The sequence below is a fragment of the Streptomyces sp. Y1 genome, from assembly GCF_041053115.1.
GTDB lineage: Bacteria > Actinomycetota > Actinomycetes > Streptomycetales > Streptomycetaceae > Kitasatospora > Kitasatospora rubellomurina.
Genome location: NZ_CP163445.1, coordinates 1,231,216 through 1,250,194, shown reverse-complemented (window position 1 = coordinate 1,250,194; position 18,979 = coordinate 1,231,216). Strand labels below are relative to the sequence as shown.

Annotated in this window: 15 protein-coding genes; 7 read left to right on the top strand and 8 right to left on the bottom strand. The window is 75.2% G+C overall.

Going from position 1 to position 18,979, the window contains the following annotated elements; all coding sequences use genetic code 11:
- Nucleotides 1–5: 5 nt before the first annotated feature.
- The 5 genes from AB2U05_RS05235 (at nt 6) to AB2U05_RS05215 (ending at nt 5,953) form a co-directional block, all read left to right on the top strand.
- A complete protein-coding gene (locus tag AB2U05_RS05235; protein ID WP_045701215.1) occupies nt 6–311 on the top strand; it encodes a hypothetical protein in 306 nt (101 codons plus the stop codon).
- Nucleotides 308–724, top strand: coding sequence for a TadE/TadG family type IV pilus assembly protein (locus AB2U05_RS05230; RefSeq protein ID WP_244178957.1), 417 nt, complete (start codon nt 308–310; stop codon nt 722–724). Before AB2U05_RS05235 ends, AB2U05_RS05230 begins: the two co-directional genes overlap by 4 nt.
- 77 nt (nt 725–801) lie before the next feature.
- A complete protein-coding gene (locus AB2U05_RS05225; protein WP_045701213.1) occupies nt 802–1,203 on the top strand; it encodes a TadE/TadG family type IV pilus assembly protein in 402 nt (133 codons plus the stop codon).
- Nucleotides 1,204–1,574: 371 nt separating this feature from the next.
- Nucleotides 1,575–1,958 carry a hypothetical protein gene (locus AB2U05_RS05220; RefSeq protein WP_157882225.1) on the top strand — a complete coding sequence of 128 codons (384 nt, stop codon included), beginning with the start codon at nt 1,575–1,577 and terminating at the stop codon, nt 1,956–1,958.
- A 164-nt stretch (nt 1,959–2,122) separates the two neighbouring features.
- Nucleotides 2,123–5,953, top strand: coding sequence for a BTAD domain-containing putative transcriptional regulator (locus AB2U05_RS05215; protein ID WP_369182542.1), 3,831 nt, complete (start codon nt 2,123–2,125; stop codon nt 5,951–5,953).
- A gap of 78 nt (nt 5,954–6,031) precedes the next feature.
- Here AB2U05_RS05215 and AB2U05_RS05210 read toward each other — a convergent pair whose 3' ends face one another.
- Nucleotides 6,032–6,550, bottom strand: a complete 519-nt coding sequence (locus AB2U05_RS05210; RefSeq protein WP_369182541.1) for an HAD domain-containing protein — start codon at nt 6,548–6,550, stop codon at nt 6,032–6,034.
- A 237-nt stretch (nt 6,551–6,787) separates the two neighbouring features.
- On the opposite strand from AB2U05_RS05210, the gene AB2U05_RS05205 reads away from it, so the two are divergent.
- A complete protein-coding gene (locus AB2U05_RS05205; protein WP_369182540.1) occupies nt 6,788–8,803 on the top strand; it encodes a hypothetical protein in 2,016 nt (671 codons plus the stop codon).
- Nucleotides 8,804–8,954: 151 nt separating this feature from the next.
- On the opposite strand, the gene AB2U05_RS05200 is transcribed toward AB2U05_RS05205, so the two are convergent.
- From AB2U05_RS05200 to AB2U05_RS05185, 4 genes are all read right to left on the bottom strand, one after another.
- Nucleotides 8,955–10,349, bottom strand: a complete 1,395-nt coding sequence (locus AB2U05_RS05200) for a S8 family serine peptidase (protein ID WP_369182539.1) — start codon at nt 10,347–10,349, stop codon at nt 8,955–8,957.
- A gap of 219 nt (nt 10,350–10,568) precedes the next feature.
- The gene (gene fabG, locus AB2U05_RS05195) at nt 10,569–11,327 is read right to left on the bottom strand and encodes a 3-oxoacyl-ACP reductase FabG (protein WP_045701203.1); all 759 of its coding nucleotides are present in this window, start codon (nt 11,325–11,327) and stop codon (nt 10,569–10,571) included.
- Nucleotides 11,328–11,500: 173 nt separating this feature from the next.
- Nucleotides 11,501–12,700, bottom strand: a complete 1,200-nt coding sequence (locus tag AB2U05_RS05190) for an acetyl-CoA C-acyltransferase (RefSeq protein WP_369182538.1) — start codon at nt 12,698–12,700, stop codon at nt 11,501–11,503.
- A gap of 48 nt (nt 12,701–12,748) precedes the next feature.
- Nucleotides 12,749–13,915, bottom strand: coding sequence for an acyl-CoA dehydrogenase family protein (locus tag AB2U05_RS05185; RefSeq protein ID WP_369182537.1), 1,167 nt, complete (start codon nt 13,913–13,915; stop codon nt 12,749–12,751).
- Nucleotides 13,916–14,175: 260 nt separating this feature from the next.
- Here AB2U05_RS05185 and AB2U05_RS05180 point away from each other — a divergent pair, with 260 nt between their 5' ends.
- Nucleotides 14,176–14,820, top strand: a complete 645-nt coding sequence (locus tag AB2U05_RS05180) for a TetR/AcrR family transcriptional regulator C-terminal domain-containing protein (protein WP_369182536.1) — start codon at nt 14,176–14,178, stop codon at nt 14,818–14,820.
- A gap of 60 nt (nt 14,821–14,880) precedes the next feature.
- Here AB2U05_RS05180 and AB2U05_RS05175 read toward each other — a convergent pair whose 3' ends face one another.
- The 3 genes from AB2U05_RS05175 to egtD all read right to left on the bottom strand — a co-directional run bounded on the left by AB2U05_RS05175 (nt 14,881) and on the right by egtD (nt 18,978).
- On the bottom strand, nt 14,881–15,990 hold the full coding sequence (locus tag AB2U05_RS05175) for a nitric oxide synthase oxygenase (RefSeq protein ID WP_369185901.1): 1,110 nt from the start codon (nt 15,988–15,990) through the stop codon (nt 14,881–14,883).
- A 359-nt stretch (nt 15,991–16,349) separates the two neighbouring features.
- Complete coding sequence (locus tag AB2U05_RS05170; protein ID WP_045701195.1) at nt 16,350–17,774, bottom strand: sugar porter family MFS transporter; 1,425 nt, start codon at nt 17,772–17,774, stop codon at nt 16,350–16,352.
- Between the two features lie 220 nt (nt 17,775–17,994).
- Nucleotides 17,995–18,978: an L-histidine N(alpha)-methyltransferase gene (gene egtD, locus AB2U05_RS05165; RefSeq protein WP_369182535.1), complete on the bottom strand. Its 984-nt coding sequence runs from the start codon at nt 18,976–18,978 to the stop codon at nt 17,995–17,997.
- Between the last annotated feature and the right edge of the window lies 1 nt (nt 18,979).

Genomic DNA, 18,979 nt, shown 5'->3' with positions numbered 1-18,979 from the left:
CCCCGATGACCGTACGACTCGCCCGCCGGGCCGGCCGCCTGCTGTGGCCCGTCCTGCGGCCCGCGCTGCTGCCGGTGCAGTTCGCGGCGCTGCTGTTCACCTTCCGGCTCGGGCGGCTGCGGGCCGCCCGGGCGCGCGGCGACCGCGGCGCGATCAGCATCGAACTCGCCCTCGCCATCATCGCGTTGGTGGCCGTCGCCGGAGCCGTCGCGACGGCGCTGTACCTCCTGAAGGACAAGGTGGTCAAGAAGGTCGAGCAGGACCCGAACATGCCGGGCGGCGGCGGTGGCGCGGGCGGCGCCACCCCGTGACGCGCCGCACCCGCCGCCGCCGGGGCGACCGGGGGTCGATGAGCCTGAGCCTGGCCTTCGTCTTCCCGGTCGTCCTGCTGCTCGTGCTGCTCGTCGTCCAGGCCTCGCTGTGGTGGTACGACCGGCAGGTCGCGCTCACCGCCGCCCGCGAGGGCGTGGACGCCGGGCGGGTGCAGGGCAACGCGACGGACGAGGTGAAGGACCGGGCGGCCCTGCGGCAGGCGCAGGGCTTCCTCGACCGGACGGGCGTGCAGGGCTACCGGGTGCGCACCGACGGCAGCACGGCGGACACCATCCGGGTCACCGTCGAGCTGAGCCCGCCGATGCTGATCCCCGGGCTCAAGGGCCCCACCATCCGGCAGTTCGCGCAGGCGCCGCGCGAGCGGTTCGTGCCGCCGGCGGTGACGGGGTGAGCGGACGGCGGCCCCGGCCCCGGCTGCCGCTGCGGCTGCGGTCGTGGCCGCGTCCACGGCGGCGGGACCGGGGCGGGATGGCGATCGAGGCGGCGATCATCGCGCCGGCCGTGGTCGCCCTGGTGCTGCTGGCGGTCGCCGCCGGCCGGGTGCAGACCGCCGCCGGCACCGTCGAGGCGGCCGCCCGCGCCGCCGCCCGGACGGCCTCGCTGCAGCGCAGCGTCGACGGGATGACCGAGCCCGCCGAGCGGACCGCCCGGGACACGCTCAGCCAGCAGGGCGTGGTCTGCCGGGACAGCCACGTCCGGGTCTCCACCGCTCCGTTGGACCTGCCCGGCGGGGCCGTCACCGCGGTGAAGGTCGTCGTCGAGTGCGACGTCGAACTGGCCGGCCTGATCGGCGGGCCGTCCGGACTGCCCGTGACGAAGCACCTCGTCGGCGAGTTCACCTCGGTGGTGGACCGCTACCGGGGCACCTGACGGCGGGCCGCCGGCCCGGCGGGGACGCGTACGGACGGCCGGATGCGGCGGGCGGGCACGGCGGGGGATTGGGGACGGCCCGGGCGGGGGATGCGCAAGCGGAGAGCGCCCGGGGGATGACACGACGGAACCGAGCGGCGCCCGGCGGGGGCCGGAGGGGAGGACGGCGTGCGGAATCGGGAGGGGGGATGAGCATGCGGATCGCCGCATGGCGGGCCGGTACGCGGCGCGGTGCTTCACGGCGCGGCGCCGCACGGCAGGTCGGTGCCGTACGGCGGGTCGGTCCGTGGCGGGCCGGTGCGTGGCGGACCGGTCCACGTCGGGCCGGGGCGTGGCGGCGTCGGTCCGACCGGGGCACGGTCGCCGTGTTCGTGGCGATCTGCGCGGGCGCCCTGGTGCTCGTCATCGCCCTGGTGGTCGACGTCGGCGGCCGGCTGCGGGTCGCCGAGCGGACCGACGCCTACGCCCAGGAGGCCGCCCGGGTCGGCGGCCAACAGCTCGACCAGGCCGCCGTGTTGCAGGGCCAGGGCATCAAGGTCCAGCAGGAGTACGTCCGCGAGGCCGCCGACGCCTACCTCGCGATGTACGGCCTGCGGGCCGACGAGATCGACTTCTCCGACGACGGCAGGGTCGTCACCGTCACCGTGCGGGCCGACTTCACGCCGGTCCTGCTGGGCGGCCTCGGGAAGCGGAAGGTTACGGGCAAGGGCAGTGCGACCCTCGTCCACGGAGTCGAGAAAGCGGAGACCAACTGATGGCCGCGCCACGTGCTGAGGACCAGGCCCGAACCGCCCAGGCCGGCCCGGTGAGGGGCCGAACCGCGAGCCGCCGCCGGACACGTGCCGGGCGGGCACCGGCACTCGGCGGCCCGGGACGGACCCGGCCCGGCCCCGGGCGCCCGCCCGGCCGCGGCACCGGGGTGCTCGCCGCGCTCGGCGCGCTGGCCGCCCTGCTCGCCCTGCTGCTCGGCCTGCCCGCCCTGTTGCTCTACGGCACCCGGGCGGTCGCCGCGATGGGCGACGTCGCGCCGGACGGCGTCGGCCAGGCGCTCACCGGCGCGGACGACGGACGGCTGTTCCTGTGGCTGCTGGTGGTCGTCGGCTGGCTCGCCTGGGCCTGCTTCGCGCTCTCCGTCCTGCTGGAGGTCCCGGCCCAGCTGCGCGGCCGGATCGCCCGGCGGATCCCGGCCTTCGGCTGGAGCCAGCGCCTCGCGGCCGGCCTGGTCGGCTCCGTCCTCGCGCTGCTCCCGGTGGCCGGCTCGGCCTTCGCCGCCGCCCCCCAGGCCGCCCACGCCGCCACCGCCCCCGCCCAGTTGACCCCCGGCGTACAGCGGGCCGCGCTGCCCGCCGCGCAGTCCGCGCCCGCCCTGGCGCCCGCCGCCGAACAGCAGCCCACCTACACGGTGCGCGACAGCCGGCCCGCCGACAGCCTGTGGTCGATCGCGGAGCGCCAACTCGGCTCGGGCGAACGGTGGGTGGAGATCGCCAAGCTCAACGACGGCCGGGTGATGGACGGTTCGGGCACCCGCTTCGACGCCGAGCGGCCGATCCAGCCCGGCTGGGACCTGCTGATGCCCGCCGACGCCAAGCCGGACGCGGCGAAGGCACCCGCGCCCGCGCCCGCCCCTGCCACCGACCCGGGGGCGCAGCCCGCGAACCCGGCGCCGGCCGGGTCGGACCGGGCCCCGCAGGCCGGCACGGAACCGGGGGCGGCGGGGGCGGGGGGCCACGCCACCGTGACCGTCCAGGAGGGCGACAGCCTGTCCGCCATCGCCCAGCGGGAGTTGGGGGACCCGGAGGCCTGGCCGAAGCTGTTCGACGCCAACAAGGGGGTGCAGGCCCCGGACGGGGAGCGGCTGACCGACCCGGACGTGGTGGTGCCCGGGATGGTCCTCGCGGTGCCGGGGGCCGCCGCCTCGAACCCCGCGCCCGCCCCGGCGCCCGCGCAGCCGCCGGCCGCCCAGACCCCGACGCCGCAGCCTCCCGCGACCCAGCCTCCCGCGACCCAGCCGCCGGCCGCCCAGACCCCGACGCCGCAGCCTCCCGCGACCCAGGCCCCGGCCGGTTCGGCGCCGTCGCACGCCCCCGACCACGCGCCCACCCCCGCGCCGGCCCAGGCGCACGCGGACCCGGCCCCCGGCGACGACAGCTACACCGTCGCCCTCGCCGCCTCCACGGTCGGCGTGCTGCTCGCCGCCATCATGATCGGCACCGTCGCCCACAAGCGCGGCACCCAGCTGCGCGCCCGCCGCCCCCGGCACCGCATCGCCATGCCCGAGGCCGAGGCCGCCGCCTTCGAGAACGAACTGCGGGCCCGCCAGGACGACACCGGCCTCGACCTGCTCGACCGCGCCCTGCGCACCCTCGCCCGCAACACCGTGCGCGGCGGCAAGCGCCTGCCCGCCATCGTCGCGGCCCGGATCACCCCCGGCCACACCGTCGAACTGCACCTCTCCGGCCCGGCCGTGCCGATCGCCCCGTTCCGGGCCGCGCACGCCCCCAACGTCTGGTGGTGCAGCGAGGACTCCGGCGACCTGCTGAGCGCCGCCCAGGCCCGCAGGACCGCCGCGCCCTACCCGGCGCTGGTCACCCTCGGCACCGCGCCGGACGGCTCCGTCGTCCTCGCCGACCTCGAGGCCGTCCGGCTGCTCCACCTCTCCGGCCACCCCGACGACGCCCGGGACGTGCTGCGCACCCTCGCCGTCGAGCTCGCCCACAGCCCGCTCGCCGACAAGCTCCACCTGCACCTGGTCGACCTCGCCGAGGAGGTGCCGATCAGCGGCCCGGCCGCCGAGCGCGTCCACCGCCACGCCACCCTGGAGGCCGCGCTCGCCGCCCTCGGCCCGCGCACCGCGAAGGCCCGCGCCACGCTGGTCGCCGCCGACGCCGCCAGCCCGCGCGACGCCCGCAGCCGGGGCCAGGCCGACGAGTCCTGGATCCCGGAGATCGTGCTCTGCGCCCACCAGCCCGGCGGCGACCTGCCCGCCGAGCTCGGCCGGCTCCTCGACGCCCGCCCGCGCACCTGCGTGGCCGTCATCACCCGCGCCCCCGAACGCGGCACCGGCCCGGTCGCCCGCTGGACGCTGCCGACCAGCGGCCAGGCCGCCATCCCCGGCCTGCACCTGACCGTCGAACTCCAGCGGCTCAGCGCCCCGCAGTACGAGCAGGTCGCCGCCCTGCTGCAGGCCGCCGACGACACCACCCAGCACCCGGCCCCCGCCTGGACCCTGGACGGCCCGGGCCTCGACCCGGACCAGGACGACGCCGACACCGCCGAACTGCCGCCCGTCGTACCGGTGCTGGCGACGGTCGGCGCCCCGGGCGGCGGGGACGAGGAGGACGCGGCGACGGCGTCGGCGTCGGCGGCGGCGGGCGGGACCGTCGCCGGGCCGCGGATGCTCGCCCGGGTGATCGGCACCGGCGCCAGCCCGTTCGCGGGCACCGACCCGGTGGCCCCGGCGCCGGCCCCGGGTCCGGCGGCCCTGCCCGCCGCCGCGCCCGCTGCCGCGCCCGCCGCGCCTGCTCCGCTGCCCTCCCCGGGCGGCGCGGGCGAGGTGCCGCCCGGTCCGGCCCGGTTCGCCGTCAACGGCCAGGGCCGGCACGCGGTGGTCGGACCCGAGGGCACCGACCCGTCCGGGCCGTCGGACGACGAAGCACCGGGGGTCGACGACCCCACCCGCGACCTGCGGCTGCCGGGCGCGCAGGAGGGTGGCGAGGGTGGCGAGGGTGGCGAGGGCGACGAGAGGGCCGACGAGGCCGACGTCGTTGCCGAGGACGCCGACGCGTCCCCGGCGGCGCCGCCCCCCGCCGTCCAGTCCGTCCAGCCCGTTCAGCCGGTCGCGCCGCAGCCCGCCCCGGCCGCGGACACCCCGGCCACGGACGCCGGTGCCGGCCCCGCCGCCGTCGCGCCGCTCGCCCGGACCACGTCCGGCCGCAGCGACAGCGACGACCTGCTGGCCATCCTCCGCTCCCCGGAGGCGCACGCCACCCGCAACGCGCCCCGGATCCGCCTGCTCGGCCCGGTCGACGTGGCCGGCGCCCGAGGTGCCGTCGAACCGGGCGCGCTGCCCCGGCTCACCGAACTCGCCGTCTACCTCGCGCTGCGCCCCGGCGCCGACCGGCACGCCCTCGACCACGACCTGCACCCCGGCGCGGCCCACCTCGACCCGCACCCCACGGCGGCCGACGGCGGCAGCCCGCTGCCGGCCAAACTCGCCGACCTGGCGGGCTGGTTCGGCGCCTCGCCGGACGGCCGCGCCTTCCTGCCCACCGACACCGCCGAGGGCTACTCCTTCACCCCGGCCGTGACCTGCGACTGGGACGAGTTCCGCAGCCTCTACCGGCGCGGCATGCGCAGCACCAGCGCCACCGCCGACGCCGCCCTCGCGCACGCCCTGGCCCTGGTGCGCGGCGCCCCGTTCGCCGAGGCCCCGCCCGCCTCGTACGGCTGGGCCGAGGCCGAGCGCCAGGACATGATCGCGGCGATCGTCGACACCGCGCACGAACTGGCCGCCCGCCGCCTGCAGTACGGCGACCACCGCAGCGCCGAGGCCGCCGTCTTCCGCGGCCTCGCCGTCGCCCCGGACGTCGAACTCCTGCACCGGGACCTGTTCTACGCCTACGCCTCGGCCGGCGCCCGCGACCAGCTGCTGCGCGCCGTCAACCGCCTGGACGCCCTCTCCCGGCGCACCGGGCGGGAGTTGGACGCCGACACGGTCGCCCTGCTGCGCGACCTGCTGGCCGGTGCCTGAGGCAGCCGCGGGCCGTCCGCCGGGGAGGCGAGTCCGTCGACTCGCCTCCCCGGCGGTGCCGTTGGGATAGCCGGACGGTCAGGCCGCGTGCAGCCAGGTCTCGATGGCCGTGAAGTCGGCCTCGCCGAGGCCGCGTTGGGGGTCGACGCGGTGCAGCAGCGCGCGGGCGGGGGAGTGCGCGTCGACCCAGCGGCGGTCGGCAGGGGTGATCTCGTCGTCGACCCAGACGAACGGGCGGCCGCCGGCCCGGGCGAGCAGCGGGCGGGTCTTCCAGTGCAGGCCGTGCGGGTCGCCGGGGTGCTCCGGGCCGTCCTCGTCCGCCACCGGCCAGTCCACGACCGGGAGTCGGGGCAGGCTAAGGCGGGGGGAGAGGCAGTCGTTGGCGTCCTCGAGCCAGGTCGTCGCCCACACCAGCGTGCAGGGCAGGCCCAGCAGGCGCGGCCCGAGCGCCGGATCGACCCGGGCGAGCAGCGGGTTGCCGTCCGGTCCCGAACCCGGGCCCGGGTAGGTGCGGTGACCGCCGGGCGGCGGCCCGCCGAAGGGGATGAGCGGTCCGTCGACGTCGAGGAACAGCAGCGGTACGTCGGCACTGGCCATGACGGCACGATAGCGGGGGCGCGCCGAACGGCGACCCGGCCTGGATCGGGCCCGCCGGGATCTCGTAGGGTGGCGCGCACGGAAGTGGTGAGAGACACCACGCAGGCAAGGGCATCAGACGCCGCTCTAGCGGCGGGGCGGGGCGGTGACCAGAAGATGGCGGAGACGACAGCTGTTTCCGGAGGTCCCGACCCGGCTGCGGACTCGGGCCCCTGGGACGCCGTACCGCCGCCGCCCGTGCGCCTGCCGTCCGCCGAGGAGCACCCGCCCGGCCCGGCCGCGCTGTACGAGCCGCCGCCGGCCCCGCCCGCGCCGCCGGTGCTGCCGGTGCCGCCCGCGCCGTCCACCGGCTGGACGCTCACCGGCCTGCCCGCCGCCGCGCCGGCGGCGCCCGCCGCCCAGGCTCTTCCGCTCGCCCAGACACCGGGCGCGGGCGGGCTCGGAGCGGCACCGCGCGGGCGCATCCTGGTCGTCGAGGGCGGGTACGGCGGCTCGGGCCGCCGCAGCTGGGGCGGCCGCGGCGGGGCGGGCCACGCGCCGGTGCTCTCCGCGATGCTCGCCGCGGTGTCGCCCCAAGTGCTGCTCGCCGCCGACGCGGTGGACGCCGTCCACCTCCCCGGCGCCGTCGACCCGCAGACCGTCCTCGCCCACCTGCGCGCCGCCGCCCTCCACCCCGGGCCGCTGCTGGTGCACCTGGGCGGGCACGTGATCGCCGACAAGCGCGGCGGACAGCTCCAGCTCACCCTGCGCGACGCCAGGCAGGACGGCCTGCCCTGGCAGGCGATCGCCGCCGAACTGAGCCACCGGCCGGCCGAGTGGCAGACCCTGGTCATCGCGGACCTGAGCGCCGACCAGAACGCCTGGCCGTACCTGCAGGGCACCGTCTCGCCGCTCAGCGAGGGCATCCCGCTGTGGGCCGTCGTCAGCCCGGACCCGGAGCAGATCGGCACCTTCACCCGCGCCCTGATCGAGGCCCTGCACGGCGGCCGCCCGGGCGCGGGCGACGTCCTCGCGCCGGAGCAGCTGCGGCAGCAGGTGTACTCGGTGCTGCGGCCGGACGTCGTCATCCTGGCCACGCACGCGAAGGACCGGCCGGTGTTCCGCAACACCGCGCGGCGCGGGGACGGTCCGCCCGCCGACGCGGTGCCGGCGCCCGTGCCCGCCGCCGCGGCGCCCCCCGTCGCGCCGCTGCTGCCCCGTCAGCCGGAGCCGCAGGACGCGGTGGCCGGGCTGCCGGTGGCGGTGCCGTCCTTCGTGCCGGCCCCGGCGGCGGCGGAGCCCGAGGCGGCAGCGGCCACGGTGGCCGACGCCGACGCCGGGCAGGTGAGCCTGGTCAAGCCCGGCGTGCCGCCCACCCCGCGCCGCCGGACCGGGCCGGTCAGCCTGCTGAAGGCGGGCCAGGCCGCGGAGGTCGAGGAGGCGGCGGGCGTGTCCCTGCGCAAGGCCGTCCCGGCCGAGGCCGCGCCGGAGAGCGAGCCGGCGACGGCCGCTCCGTCCGCCGGGGTCACCCTGGCCAAGCCCCGGCCGCAGGCCGAACTGCCGCAGGTCGAACTCCCGCAGGACGAGCCTGAGTTGGCGCCGGCTGTGGAGGGGCCGCAGGACACGGTTCCGGCGGACGGCGTTCCGGCCGACGCGGTGCCGTCCGATGCGGTGCCGTCCGATGCCCCGCCCGAGGACGAACCCCCGCTGGAGACCGCGCCGTCCGACGCGACCGAGGCACCCACCGCGGAGCCGGTCACCGAGGCGCCGGCCGAGGAACCGCCGGCTGAGGAACCGCCGGCCGAGGAACCGCCCGCGAGTCAGCCCCGCGCCGACTACCGGGAGGTCATCGGACGGATCGTCCGCAGCGCCGACGCCGGTGACCACGCGGCGGCCACCGACCTCGCCTTCGCCCTCGAACTGGAGGCGATCGCCGAGCACGGCGCCGTCTCGGAACCCGTCCTCCAGGTGCGCCAGGTCCGGGCCCACGTGTGCCGCCTGGCCGGTCGGCTCAGCGAGGCCGCGGTCATCTACCGCGAGGTCGCGCTGACCATGCTCCGCTCGCGCGGCGCGGACAGCCCGGAGGCCCAGCAGGCGGCGACCAACGCCGAGGCCTGCTGGCGCACCATCACCGACCGGACCGAGGCCGTCCGCATCGCCCCGGAGATCATCGAGCTCCGCGCCCACCTCCCGGGCCCGGACGGCCGCAAGCTGCGCGCCGCCGAGCGCCACCTGGCCCACCTGGTGGCCGCGCCCGCCACCGACCAGGCCTGAGGCGCCGCGGCCGGCTGTCGGCAGCGGACGACCGGCTGCCGACAGCCGACAGCTGGAAGGTAACAAGTAACAGAAAACAGCGAACAGATAACAGATGTTGAAATCTGTTATCTGTCCGCTGTTACTTGTCAGCTGTTACCGCTGCCGCTGACTACTGCTGGTCCTCGTCGCCCTGGAAGTCGCCGGCGATGGCGTGGACGAACTTGGTGCCGTCGATGGTGCCGAGGCCGCTGGCGAGGTCGTAGCCCTCGGTGGCGTTGTAGCCGGTGACGCCGTTCCAGCCGTTGTCGCCCTGCTTGACGTCCACGATGCCGGTCCACTTGCTCGGCAGCATGCTCAGGCCGTACAGGCGCCCGTTGATCTGGCCGAGGCGGTGGCCGGCGAGCTGGTCGGCGAGCGCGACGATGCCCGAGAACAGCGGGGTGGCCTCGCTGGTGCCGCCGGTGAGGTGCCAGCCGACCGCGGTCGGGTCGTAGGACTCGTAGGTCCAGGCGGCGCCGTCGACGGCCGCGCTCATGCTGATGTCGGGCGTGCCGCGGTGCTCGCCGGTGACGTTCGCGACGCCGGCCTGGTACCACGGGCGCGAGAAGACGCCGGAGACGCCGCCGCCGCCCGCGCCGGACTTGTCGTGCCACACCTTGTCGTCGGCGGTGCGCTTGCCCGCGTCGTCCAGGGTCAGCTGGGTGCCGCCGATGGAGGTGACCAGCGGGTCCGAGGACGGCCAGGAGTTGACCTTGTACGGGTACAGGTCGGTGCCGTTGGGCTGCGCGTCGGTGGCGCCGTTGTCGCCGGAGGCGGCGAGCACGGTGACGTTGCGGTCGGCGGCGGCCTTGAAGGCGTAGCGCAGATCGGTGATCGACTTGAAGTCGCCCTTGTCGAAGCCCGGGAAGGTGTTCTCGGTGGCGCCGAAGCTCTGCGAGATGACGTCGCCGCGGCCGGCCTTGATGAGGGACTTCTCGGCGTCCATCATCTCGGGCAGGCCGGTGGTGCCCTCGGTCTCGGAGACGCCGGTCTCGACGAGGACGATGTGCGCGTCGGGGGCGATCGCGTGGGCGTACTCGACGTCCAGCGTGGTCTCGCCGGCCCACCCGGTGTGGTCGGGGTTCTTCGGGTCGAAGACGGGGACGTTGCCCCACTTGACGACCTCGACCTGGGTGTCCTGGATGCCCCACTGCTTGTCGAAGACCTCCAGGTCGTGCTGGATGGTCGGCGAGCCGAAGGAGTCGACGATGACGATCGTGCGGCCCTTGCCGGTCACGCCCTCCTTGTAGAGGGGGTTCAGGTTGTAGGCGTTGCGGTACTGCAGCGGCGAGTAGCAGTGGATGCCGATCTGGCTGACGCACTGGGTGGTGCTCAGCGGCGCGACGCGCGCCTCGGCGTTGTGGTGCCCGGCGGAGGCGGGGCGGACGTGGACGCCCGCGAGGCCGTGCGCGGGGGCGGCGGTCGCGATACCCGCGGCGGGTACGGCGACGGTGCCGGCCGTCAGGGCGGTGGCCCCCACGGCGAGCAGAGCCAGGGCGCGGCGGAGGGTAGCGGGGCTGCCCATGGGACTCCTTGGGACGCAGGGCCCGACCGGGTTCGGTCGGGTCGGTTGGGCCATCCCATCGAGTGCCGCATGATCATGCCATAGTCATTCCGTGTGGTCGTCGGACCATGGGCATGGTCATCTTCGGCTACGCGAAAAGGTAAAGGCCGTCCCAGGTGAAGGTAACCGTGCACCCGGGACGGCCATGTGATGACACGTCAGTAGTATGACAATGACGTCCTACCGAGCTCCGCCGTTGACGTACAGCGTCTGCCCACTGACGTAGGAGGCGTCCTCGCTGGCCAGGAAGGCGACCACGGACGCGATCTCCTCCGGCTGGCCCGCCCGGCGCAGCGGCGTGCGGTTCGCGACCTCCGCTTGGTGCTCCTCGGCGCTGCTGCCGACCCGCTCGGCGGTGGCGGCCGTCATCGCGGTGACGATGTAGCCGGGCGCCACGGCGTTGACGTTGACGTTGAACGGGCCCAGCTCGATCGCCAGGGTGGCGGTCAGCCCCTGGATGCCGGCCTTGGCGGCCGCGTAGTTGGCCTGGCCGCGGTTGCCGAGCGCGGAGCGCGAGCTGAGCGAGACGATCTTGCCGTACTTCTGCGCCACCATGTACTTCTGCGCGACGTGGCTGCAGTTGTAGGCGCTGGTCAGGTTGACCGTCAGGACGGCGTCCCAGTCGGCCTTCGGCATCTTGAAGAACAGGTTGTCCCGGGTGATGCCGGCGTTGTTCACCAGGATGTGCAGCCCGCCGAGGTCCGCCACGACCTGCGCGAACACCTCCGCCACGGCGTCGTAGTCGGCCACGTCGCAGCCGTAGGCGCGGGCGGTGCCGCCCTTGGCGGTGATCTCGGCGACCGTGTCGGCCGCCCGCTCGGCGGTGAGGTCGACGACGGCGACCGCCGCGCCCTCCTCGGCGAGCCGCCGGGCGGTGGCCGCCCCGATCCCCTGGGCCGCGCCGGTCACGACGGCGACCTTGCCTGCGAAACGCGTCACGTGAACTCCTCGAAGGGTGGGCGACGGCTGACGGGTGACAGATGACAGATGTCAACATCTGTTATCCGTCAGCTGTCGGTTGAAATCTGAAGTCTGAAAGCTGAAAGTTGAAGTCTGAAAGTTGAACGCTGAAATCTGTTCGCTGAAACCTGTTCGCCGCGACGGGCTCGGCGTCAGGCGTGCTCCACCAGCACCGCCGTGCCCTGCCCGACGCCCACGCACATGGTGGCCAGCCCGCGCCGTGCCCCGGTGCGCCGCATGCGGTGCAGCAGGGTGGTGAGGATGCGCGCGCCCGAGCCTCCCAGCGGGTGGCCGAGGGCGATCGCGCCGCCGCTCGGGTTGACGACCTCCTCGGCCCGCTCCCGGCTGAACCCGATGCCGTCGGCCGAGGCGAGCGCCTGGGCGGCGAAGGCCTCGTTCAGCTCGGCGGTGTCCAGGTCGTCGAGCGACCAGCCGGCCCGCCCCAGCACCTTCCGCGTCGCCGGCACCGGCCCGATGCCCATCACGTCCGGGTGCACCCCGGCCGAGGCGCCGGCCACGTACCGTCCGAGCGGGCGCAGCCCGAGGTCGCGCAGGGCTTCCTCGCTGACCAGGACCAGTCCGGCGGCGCCGTCGTTCATCGGCGAGGCGTTCCCGGCGGTGACGGTGCCGCCCGGCCGGAAGGCGGGCTTGAGCCCGGCGAGCTTCGCCAGGCTGGTGTCCTCGCGGATGCCCTCGTCCTGGCTCACCGTCACCCCGTCCGGCCGCAGGACCGGCACGAGTTCGGCGTCGAAGTGCCCGTCCTTGCGGGCGGCGGCGGCCCGCTGGTGGCTGCGCAGCGCGAAGGCGTCCTGCCGCTCGCGGTCGATGCCGTACCGGCTCGCCACCTCCTCGGCGGTCTCGCCCATGCTGAGCACGCCGTGCAGTTCGGCCATCCGCGGGTTGGTGAGCCGCCAGCCGAGCCGGGTGTCGTAGGTCTCGATCCGGTGCGGCAGTGCCTCGTCGGGCCGGGGCAGGACGAACGGGGCACGGGTCATCGACTCGCAGCCGCCGGCCAGCACCACGTCGGCCTCGCCGGAGCCGATGGCCCGGGCGGCGAGGGTGACGGCCTCCAGGCCGGAGGCGCAGAGCCGGTTGACGGTGGCTCCGGGGACGGTCTCGGGCAGCCCGGCGAGCAGGACGGCCATCCGGGCCGCGTTGCGGTTGTCCTCGCCTGCCTGGTTGGCGGCGCCCCAGTAGACGTCGTCGATGCGGGCCGGGTCGAGGGCGGGTACGTCGGCGAGCAGGGCGCGCAGCACGGTGGCCGAGAGGTCGTCCGGGCGGACCGTGGCGAGCGCTCCGCGCAGCCGGCCGATGGGTGTGCGGCGGGCTGCGGCGAAGTAGACGGGACGCACGTCGTGCTCCTTATCGGGGGTGTCGAGGGGGTCGAGGGGGGCAGGCGTTCAGAAGGCGTTGACGCCGGTCAGGGCACGCCCGATGAGCAGCTGGTGGATCTGGCTGGTGCCCTCGTACAGGGTCATCACCCGGGCGTCGCGCAGGTACTTGCCGACCGGGTACTCGTCGATGAAGCCGTACCCGCCGAACACCTGGAGCGCGTCGTTGGCGGCCCGGACGGCGGCTTCGCTGGCGAAGAGCTTGGCCATCGAGGACTCGGTGGCGAACGGCAGGCCGCGGTCGATCCGGTCGGCGACCTGCCAGGTGAGCAGCCGGGCGGCCTCGACGTCGACGGCGATGCCGGACAGCAGCTGCTGGACGAGCTGGTGCGAGGCGATCGGCTTGCCGAACTGCTCGCGCTCGCCGGCGTAGCGCACGGCGGCCTCCAGGCAGGCGCGGGCGATGCCGACGCAGCCGGCCGCGACCGACATCCGGCCCTTGGCGAGGGCGGCCATCGCCACCGTGAAGCCTTTGCCGACCTCGCCCAGCCGGGCGCTGTCGGGCACCCGGACGGCGTCGAGGGCGAGCGCGGCGGTGGCCTGGCCGCGCAGGCCGAGCTTGCCGTGGATCTCGGTGCGGGTGAAGCCGGGCAGGTCGGTGGGGACGAGGAAGGCGGTGATGCCGCGGTGGCCGCGCTGGTCGGGCGCGTCGGGGGAGCCGGTGCGGGCGAAGACCAGGGCGACGTCGGCCCAGGTGCCGTTGGTGATGAAGGTCTTGGCGCCGGTGATCAGCCAGTGGTCGCCGTCGCGTACGGCCCGGGTGGTGAGGTTGGCGGCGTCCGAGCCGGTGCCGGGTTCGGTGAGGCCGAAGCAGCCGAGCGCCTCGCCGGAGGTGAGCCGGGGCAGCCACTGCCGCTTCTGCTCCTCGGTGCCGTAGGCGTTGATCGACTTGCCGACCAGGCCGAGCGAGACGGAGACGATGCCGCGCACCGCCGAGTCGCCGCGCCCCAGCTCCTCCAGGACCAGGCAGTACGCGAGGTGGTCGCCGCCGCTGCCGCCGTACTCCTCGGGGAGGGTGAGGCCGAGGAAGCCGAGCTTCGCCAGCTTGCCGACGATCGCGCGGTCGACGGACTCGTCGCGGTCCCACTGCGCGGCGTACGGCACGATCTCGCGGTCGGTGAAGGCGGCGGCGAGGTCGCGGACGGCGCTCTGCTCCTCGGTCAACTCCAGGTTCACGGCGGGGCCACCTCGTTTAAACTAGCGTTGCAAGTTTTACGGTGGACTGTAGCCCCGCCGGACCGCGCTGGGAAGGGGCACCTGCCAGAATCGGTCCCCGACCCGCGCGCTCCCACCCGACCGGGTGAACCCGCGGGCGCGGCCCGAGCACGCACCGCCCGAGCAGACACCGCCCGCGCACCCGCCCGAGCTCGCAATGCCCGAGCAGACACCGCCCGAGCACGCACCGACGTGCCGCACGAACTGGAGGCGACGACCCGATGGCCCGCCCGCGCACCCCGCTGCTCAACCGCGAGCGCATCGTCGCCGCCGCACTGCGGCTGATCGACGAGGAGGGGCTGGACGCCCTCTCCACCCGCCGCCTCGCCGCCGAGCTGTCGGTCAGCGGGCCGTCGCTCTACAACCACTTCGCGACCAAGGACGAGATCCTGGACGCGGTGGTCGACACGGTCATCGGCGAAGTGGACCTGTCGATGTTCGGGGCGGACGGCCCGCCCTGGCCGCAGGCGCTGCGCGACTGGGCCCGCTCCTACCGGGCCGCGCTGGCCGCCCACCCCAACATCGTCCCGGTGCTCGCCCAGGGCCCCGGGCGGCGGCCGAACGCGCTGCGCCTGGCCGACGCCGTCTTCGGCCACCTGGTCGACGCGGGGTGGCCGCGCGGCCAGGCCACCCGGATCGGCGCGCTGATGCGGTACTTCGTCACCGGCTCGGCGCTCGCCTCCTTCGCGGCCGGCTTCCCCGCCGACGCCGGGGTGTACGACGCGGCGGACTACCCGCACCTGGGCGAGGCGCACCGGCTGGCCGGGCACGGCGGCCGGGTGGACGAGGGCGCCTTCGAGACCGGCCTGGAGGCGCTGCTCGACGGGCTGGCGCTGCGCTTCGAGCGCCTGGCCGCGCGGCCGTAGCGCGCGCGGTCGTAGCGCGTGCGGCCGTAGTCCTGCGCCGGCAGCCCTGCGCCGGCAGCCCTACCAGGGCTCGCGCGCCACGAAGGCCGGCCGCAGCTCCGGGTCCACCGGGTCGTAGTAGCGGTGGTACACCGGCGTCAGCCCGCCGGAGACCGGGGGCACGATCCAGCTCCAGTCCGCCGGGGTGGGCCGGCCGAGCCGCTGCTCCTGCGCGACGTGCTTGAGGAAGCGCTGCGACTCGGTGTGGTGGTCGGCCATCGTCACCCCGGCCTCCTGGAAGGAGTGCAACACCGCGACGTTCAGCTCGACCAGCGCGCGGTCGCGCCAGAGCGTGCGGTCGCTGGAGGTGTCCAGGCCGAGCCGCTCGGCGACGGTGCCGAGCATGTCGTAGCGGTCGGCGTCGGCGAGGTTGCGGGCGCCGATCTCGGTGCCCATGTACCAGCCGTTGAACGGCGCGGTCGGGTAGCGGACGCCGCCGATCTCCAGCGTCATGTCGCTGATCGCCGGCACCGCGTACCAGCGCAGGCCGAGCTCGGCGAACCAGGCGTGCTCGGGGTGGCCGAGCGGCACCTCCAGCGTGCTGTCGTCCGGCAGCTCGAACCAGGACGGGCGTTCGCCGGGGCGCTCCTGGACCAGCAGCGGCAGCACCTCGAAGCGGTCCTCGGCGCACTTCCAGCCCAGCTCGCGGGCGCGGGCGGCGAGTTCGGCGCCCGCCGGGTCGCCGACCACCCCGCCTGCGCCGTCCTCGACCCGGTGGCCGGCGTAGCGGACCAGCTGCTGGTTGAGGATCCGCGCGGCCGGGCGGCCCGGCCGGTCGGGGGCGAACACCGAGACCACCGGGCGGATCCGCCCGCCGTTGCCCGCCACCCGCAGGTGTTCGAAGCACTCGGCGGCGATGTCCTCGGCCGTGCTCAGGTGGCGCAGGTCGCGCACCACCAGGCTGCGCCAGTACAGCCGGCCGATGCAGCGGGCGGCGTTGCGCCAGGCGAGCTTGGCGCCGTAGGCGAGTTCGGCGGGGGTGTGCCGGTAGCTGCCGGTGCGGTCGATCTCGTCCAGGACGGCCCGCAGCCGCTCCTCGGGCGGGCCCGCGGCGGGCTGCTCGTGGTGGAACTGCCGGATGAACGCGGCCGCTTGGCCGGGGTCGGTGAACGGCGGTGGCGCGGTCGGCAGTTGCGCGGCCGCCGCCGCGGCCGTCGCCGCCGGGGGAGCGGCGGTCGGACAGGGCCGCGCCGGGGCCTGGGCGTAGGCGTCGCGGCCGTCGTGGCCGTCGCGGCCGTGGACGTCGTGGGTGTGGGCGTCGTGGGTGTGGGCGTACGGGCAGCCCCCGGCGCCGGGTGCGGCGGCGGGCCTGCGGGTGCGGAGCCGGTTGAAGATCAAGGACACATCCCTCCTGGCGGACAGCGAACAGGAGTACCGGACGTGGCCGGGCCGCCGCAGGGAGTGAACGATTCGGCCCCCGTACCCGCGCTCGTCGCGCTAGGGTGCGGGGGCCGAAGGTCGGACGATCGGATCGCCCGGCGGTCGGGGCCTCAGCCCATGTCCTCCAGGCGGACGCCCTTGGTCTCCTTCAGGTACTTCGCCACGAAGACGGCCGACAGCGCCGCGAAGGCCGCGTAGGCGAGGTACGTCGCGGAGAGGTTCCAGCGCGACAGCGACGGGAACGACACGGTGATGGCCCAGTTGGCGATCCACTGCGCCGAGGCGGCGACGGACAGTGCGGCGGCCCGGATCCGGTTGGGGAACATCTCGCCGAGCATCACCCAGACCACCACGCCCCAGGACATCGCGAAGAACAGCACGAAGGCGTTGGCGGCGATCAGCGCGACGGTGCCCTGCAGGTCGGGCAGCGAGACGTTGTCCCCGCTGCCGGTGGCGGAGGAGAACGCCCAGCCGGCCGCGGCCAGGGAGACGGCCATGCCGGCCGAGCCGATCAGGGCGAGCGGCTTGCGGCCGATCCGGTCGACCAGCAGGATCGCGATCACGGTGCCGAGGATGTTGATGACCGAGCCGATGAAGCTGATCAGCAGCGAGTTGCTCTGGTCGATGCCGACCGACTGCCACAGGATCGACGAGTAGTAGAAGATCACGTTGATGCCGACGAGCTGCTGGAAGACCGACAGGCCGATGCCGACCCAGACGATGGGCAGCAGGCCGAAGCGGCCGCCGAGCAGGTCGCGGAAACGCGGGCGGTGGTCGGAGGCGATCAGCGCCTGGACCTCGGCGATCCGGGTGTCGGCGTCGACGCCCTCGGCCTCGACGGCGGCCAGCACCTTGCGGGCGTCGTCCAGGCGCTCGGCCTGGATCAGGAAGCGCGGCGATTCGGGGATGACCGAGGCGAGCACGAAGTAGACCACGGCCGGGACCACGCAGATCCCGAGCATCCACTGCCAGGCCTCCAGACCGAGCAGCTGCCCGCGGGTGTCGCCGCCGGCGGCCTTCGCCAGCAGCCAGTTGACCAGCTGGGAGATCGCGATGCCGAGGACGATCGCGGCCTGCTGGAAGGAGGCCAGCCGGCCCCGGTACTTGGTCGGGGCGACCTCGGCGATGTAGGTGGGGGCGATCACCGAGGCGATGCCGATGGCCGCGCCGCCCAGGACGCGCCAGACGGCCAGGTCCCAGGGGGAGAACGGCAGCATCGAGCCGACCGCGCTGACCGCGAACAGCAGGGCGCCCGCCTTCATCACCTTGATGCGGCCGTACCGGTCGGCGAACCGGCCGGCCAGCGCGGCGCCGAGCGCGGAGCCGAGGAGCGCCGAGGAGACGATCAGGCCGGTTTCGCCGCTGCCGACGTCGAACTTCCCCTGGATGCCGGAGACGGCGCCGTTGATCACGGAGCTGTCGTAGCCGAACAGGAAGCCGCCGAGGGCCGCTGCGGCGGTGATGAAGACGACGAAGCCGAGGCGGCCGGGCGCGGGTGCCTCGACCGCCCCGGAGGACTTCTGGGTGACGCTCACGATCTTGACTCCTGGTACTCAACACTGAGCTCGGTCGTCGCGATCGTAACCCGTATTCGTTTAAGTCTTGTACGCCGGGGCCCGGAATGCTCACTTCGCTAATTCGTAAGGTGAAAAAGCAAATTGAGCTCTCCGGGCCGGGCGCCGCTACCGGCCCACTGGGCCGGCCCCGCGGCGGGCCCTGCGGCAGGGCCCGCTGCTGGCCCCTCTCCCAGCGCCGCTACCGGTTCGCTCGGGCCGGGGCGGAGAGGGACAGCCCGAACCGGCCCTCCTCGTCCGTCCACCAGTGCTCCAGCCGCATCCCGGCCGCCGCCAGCTCCCCCGCCACCCGCTCCCGGCGGAACTTCGCCGACACCTCGGTGCGCAGCTCCTCGCCCGCGTCGAAGTGCACCGGCAGGTCCAGGGCCGGGATCTTGACGGTCTGCGCCCGCCGCGCGCGCAGCCGCATCTCGATCCACTCCTGCTCCCGGTCCCAGAGCGCGACGTGCTCGAAGGCGTCCGGGTCGAAGTCGGCGCCCAGCTCGCGGTTGAGCACGTTGAGCACGTTGCGGTTGAACTCGGCCGTCACTCCGGCGCCGTCGTCGTAGGCGGCGACCAGCACCGCCGGGTCCTTGACCAGGTCGGTGCCGAGCAGCAGGAAGTCGCCGGGGTCGAGGGCGGCGCGCAGGCCGCGCAGGAAGGCGGCCCGCTCGTCGGGCAGCAGGTTGCCGAGGGTGCCGCCGAGGAAGGCGACCAGGCGCGGGCCGCCGCCCGGGGGCAGGCCGAGCCCGGCGGTGAAGTCGGCGAGCACGCCGTGCACCGCGAGGCCCGGGTACTCGGCGGCGATCGCGGTGCCGGCGGCGGTCAGCGCGCTCTCGCTGACGTCCACCGGGACGTACGTCTCCAGGCTCCCGCCGGCGCGCAGCGCGTCCAGCAGCAGGCGGGTCTTCTCGGAGGAGCCGGAGCCCAGCTCGACCAGGGTGCGGGCCCCGGTGGCGGCGGCGATCTCGCCGGCCCGGGCGGTCAGGATGGCCCGCTCGGCGCGGGTCGGGTAGTACTCGGGCAGCCGGGTGATCTCCTCGAACAGCTCGCTGCCCCGGGCGTCGTAGAACCACTTCGGCGGCAGCCACTTGGGCCGGGAGGTCAGGCCGAGCTGCACGTCGTGGCGCAGGGCGGTGCTGAAGTGGTCGGCGGGCAGCAGTCGGGTGAGTTCGAAGGTGTCCATG

What these genes read in the sequence shown, in the direction of transcription:
- AB2U05_RS05200 (WP_369182539.1), bottom strand. Translation starts at nt 10,349, where the DNA reads ATGGGCAGCCCCGCTACCCTCCGCCGCGCCCTGGCTCTGCTCGCCGTG.
- AB2U05_RS05210 (WP_369182541.1), bottom strand. Translation starts at nt 6,550, where the DNA reads ATGGCCAGTGCCGACGTACCGCTGCTGTTCCTCGACGTCGACGGACCG.
- AB2U05_RS05180 (WP_369182536.1), top strand. Translation starts at nt 14,176, where the DNA reads ATGGCCCGCCCGCGCACCCCGCTGCTCAACCGCGAGCGCATCGTCGCC.
- AB2U05_RS05225 (WP_045701213.1), top strand. Translation starts at nt 802, where the DNA reads ATGGCGATCGAGGCGGCGATCATCGCGCCGGCCGTGGTCGCCCTGGTG.
- egtD (WP_369182535.1), bottom strand. Translation starts at nt 18,978, where the DNA reads ATGGACACCTTCGAACTCACCCGACTGCTGCCCGCCGACCACTTCAGC.
- AB2U05_RS05235 (WP_045701215.1), top strand. Translation starts at nt 6, where the DNA reads ATGACCGTACGACTCGCCCGCCGGGCCGGCCGCCTGCTGTGGCCCGTC.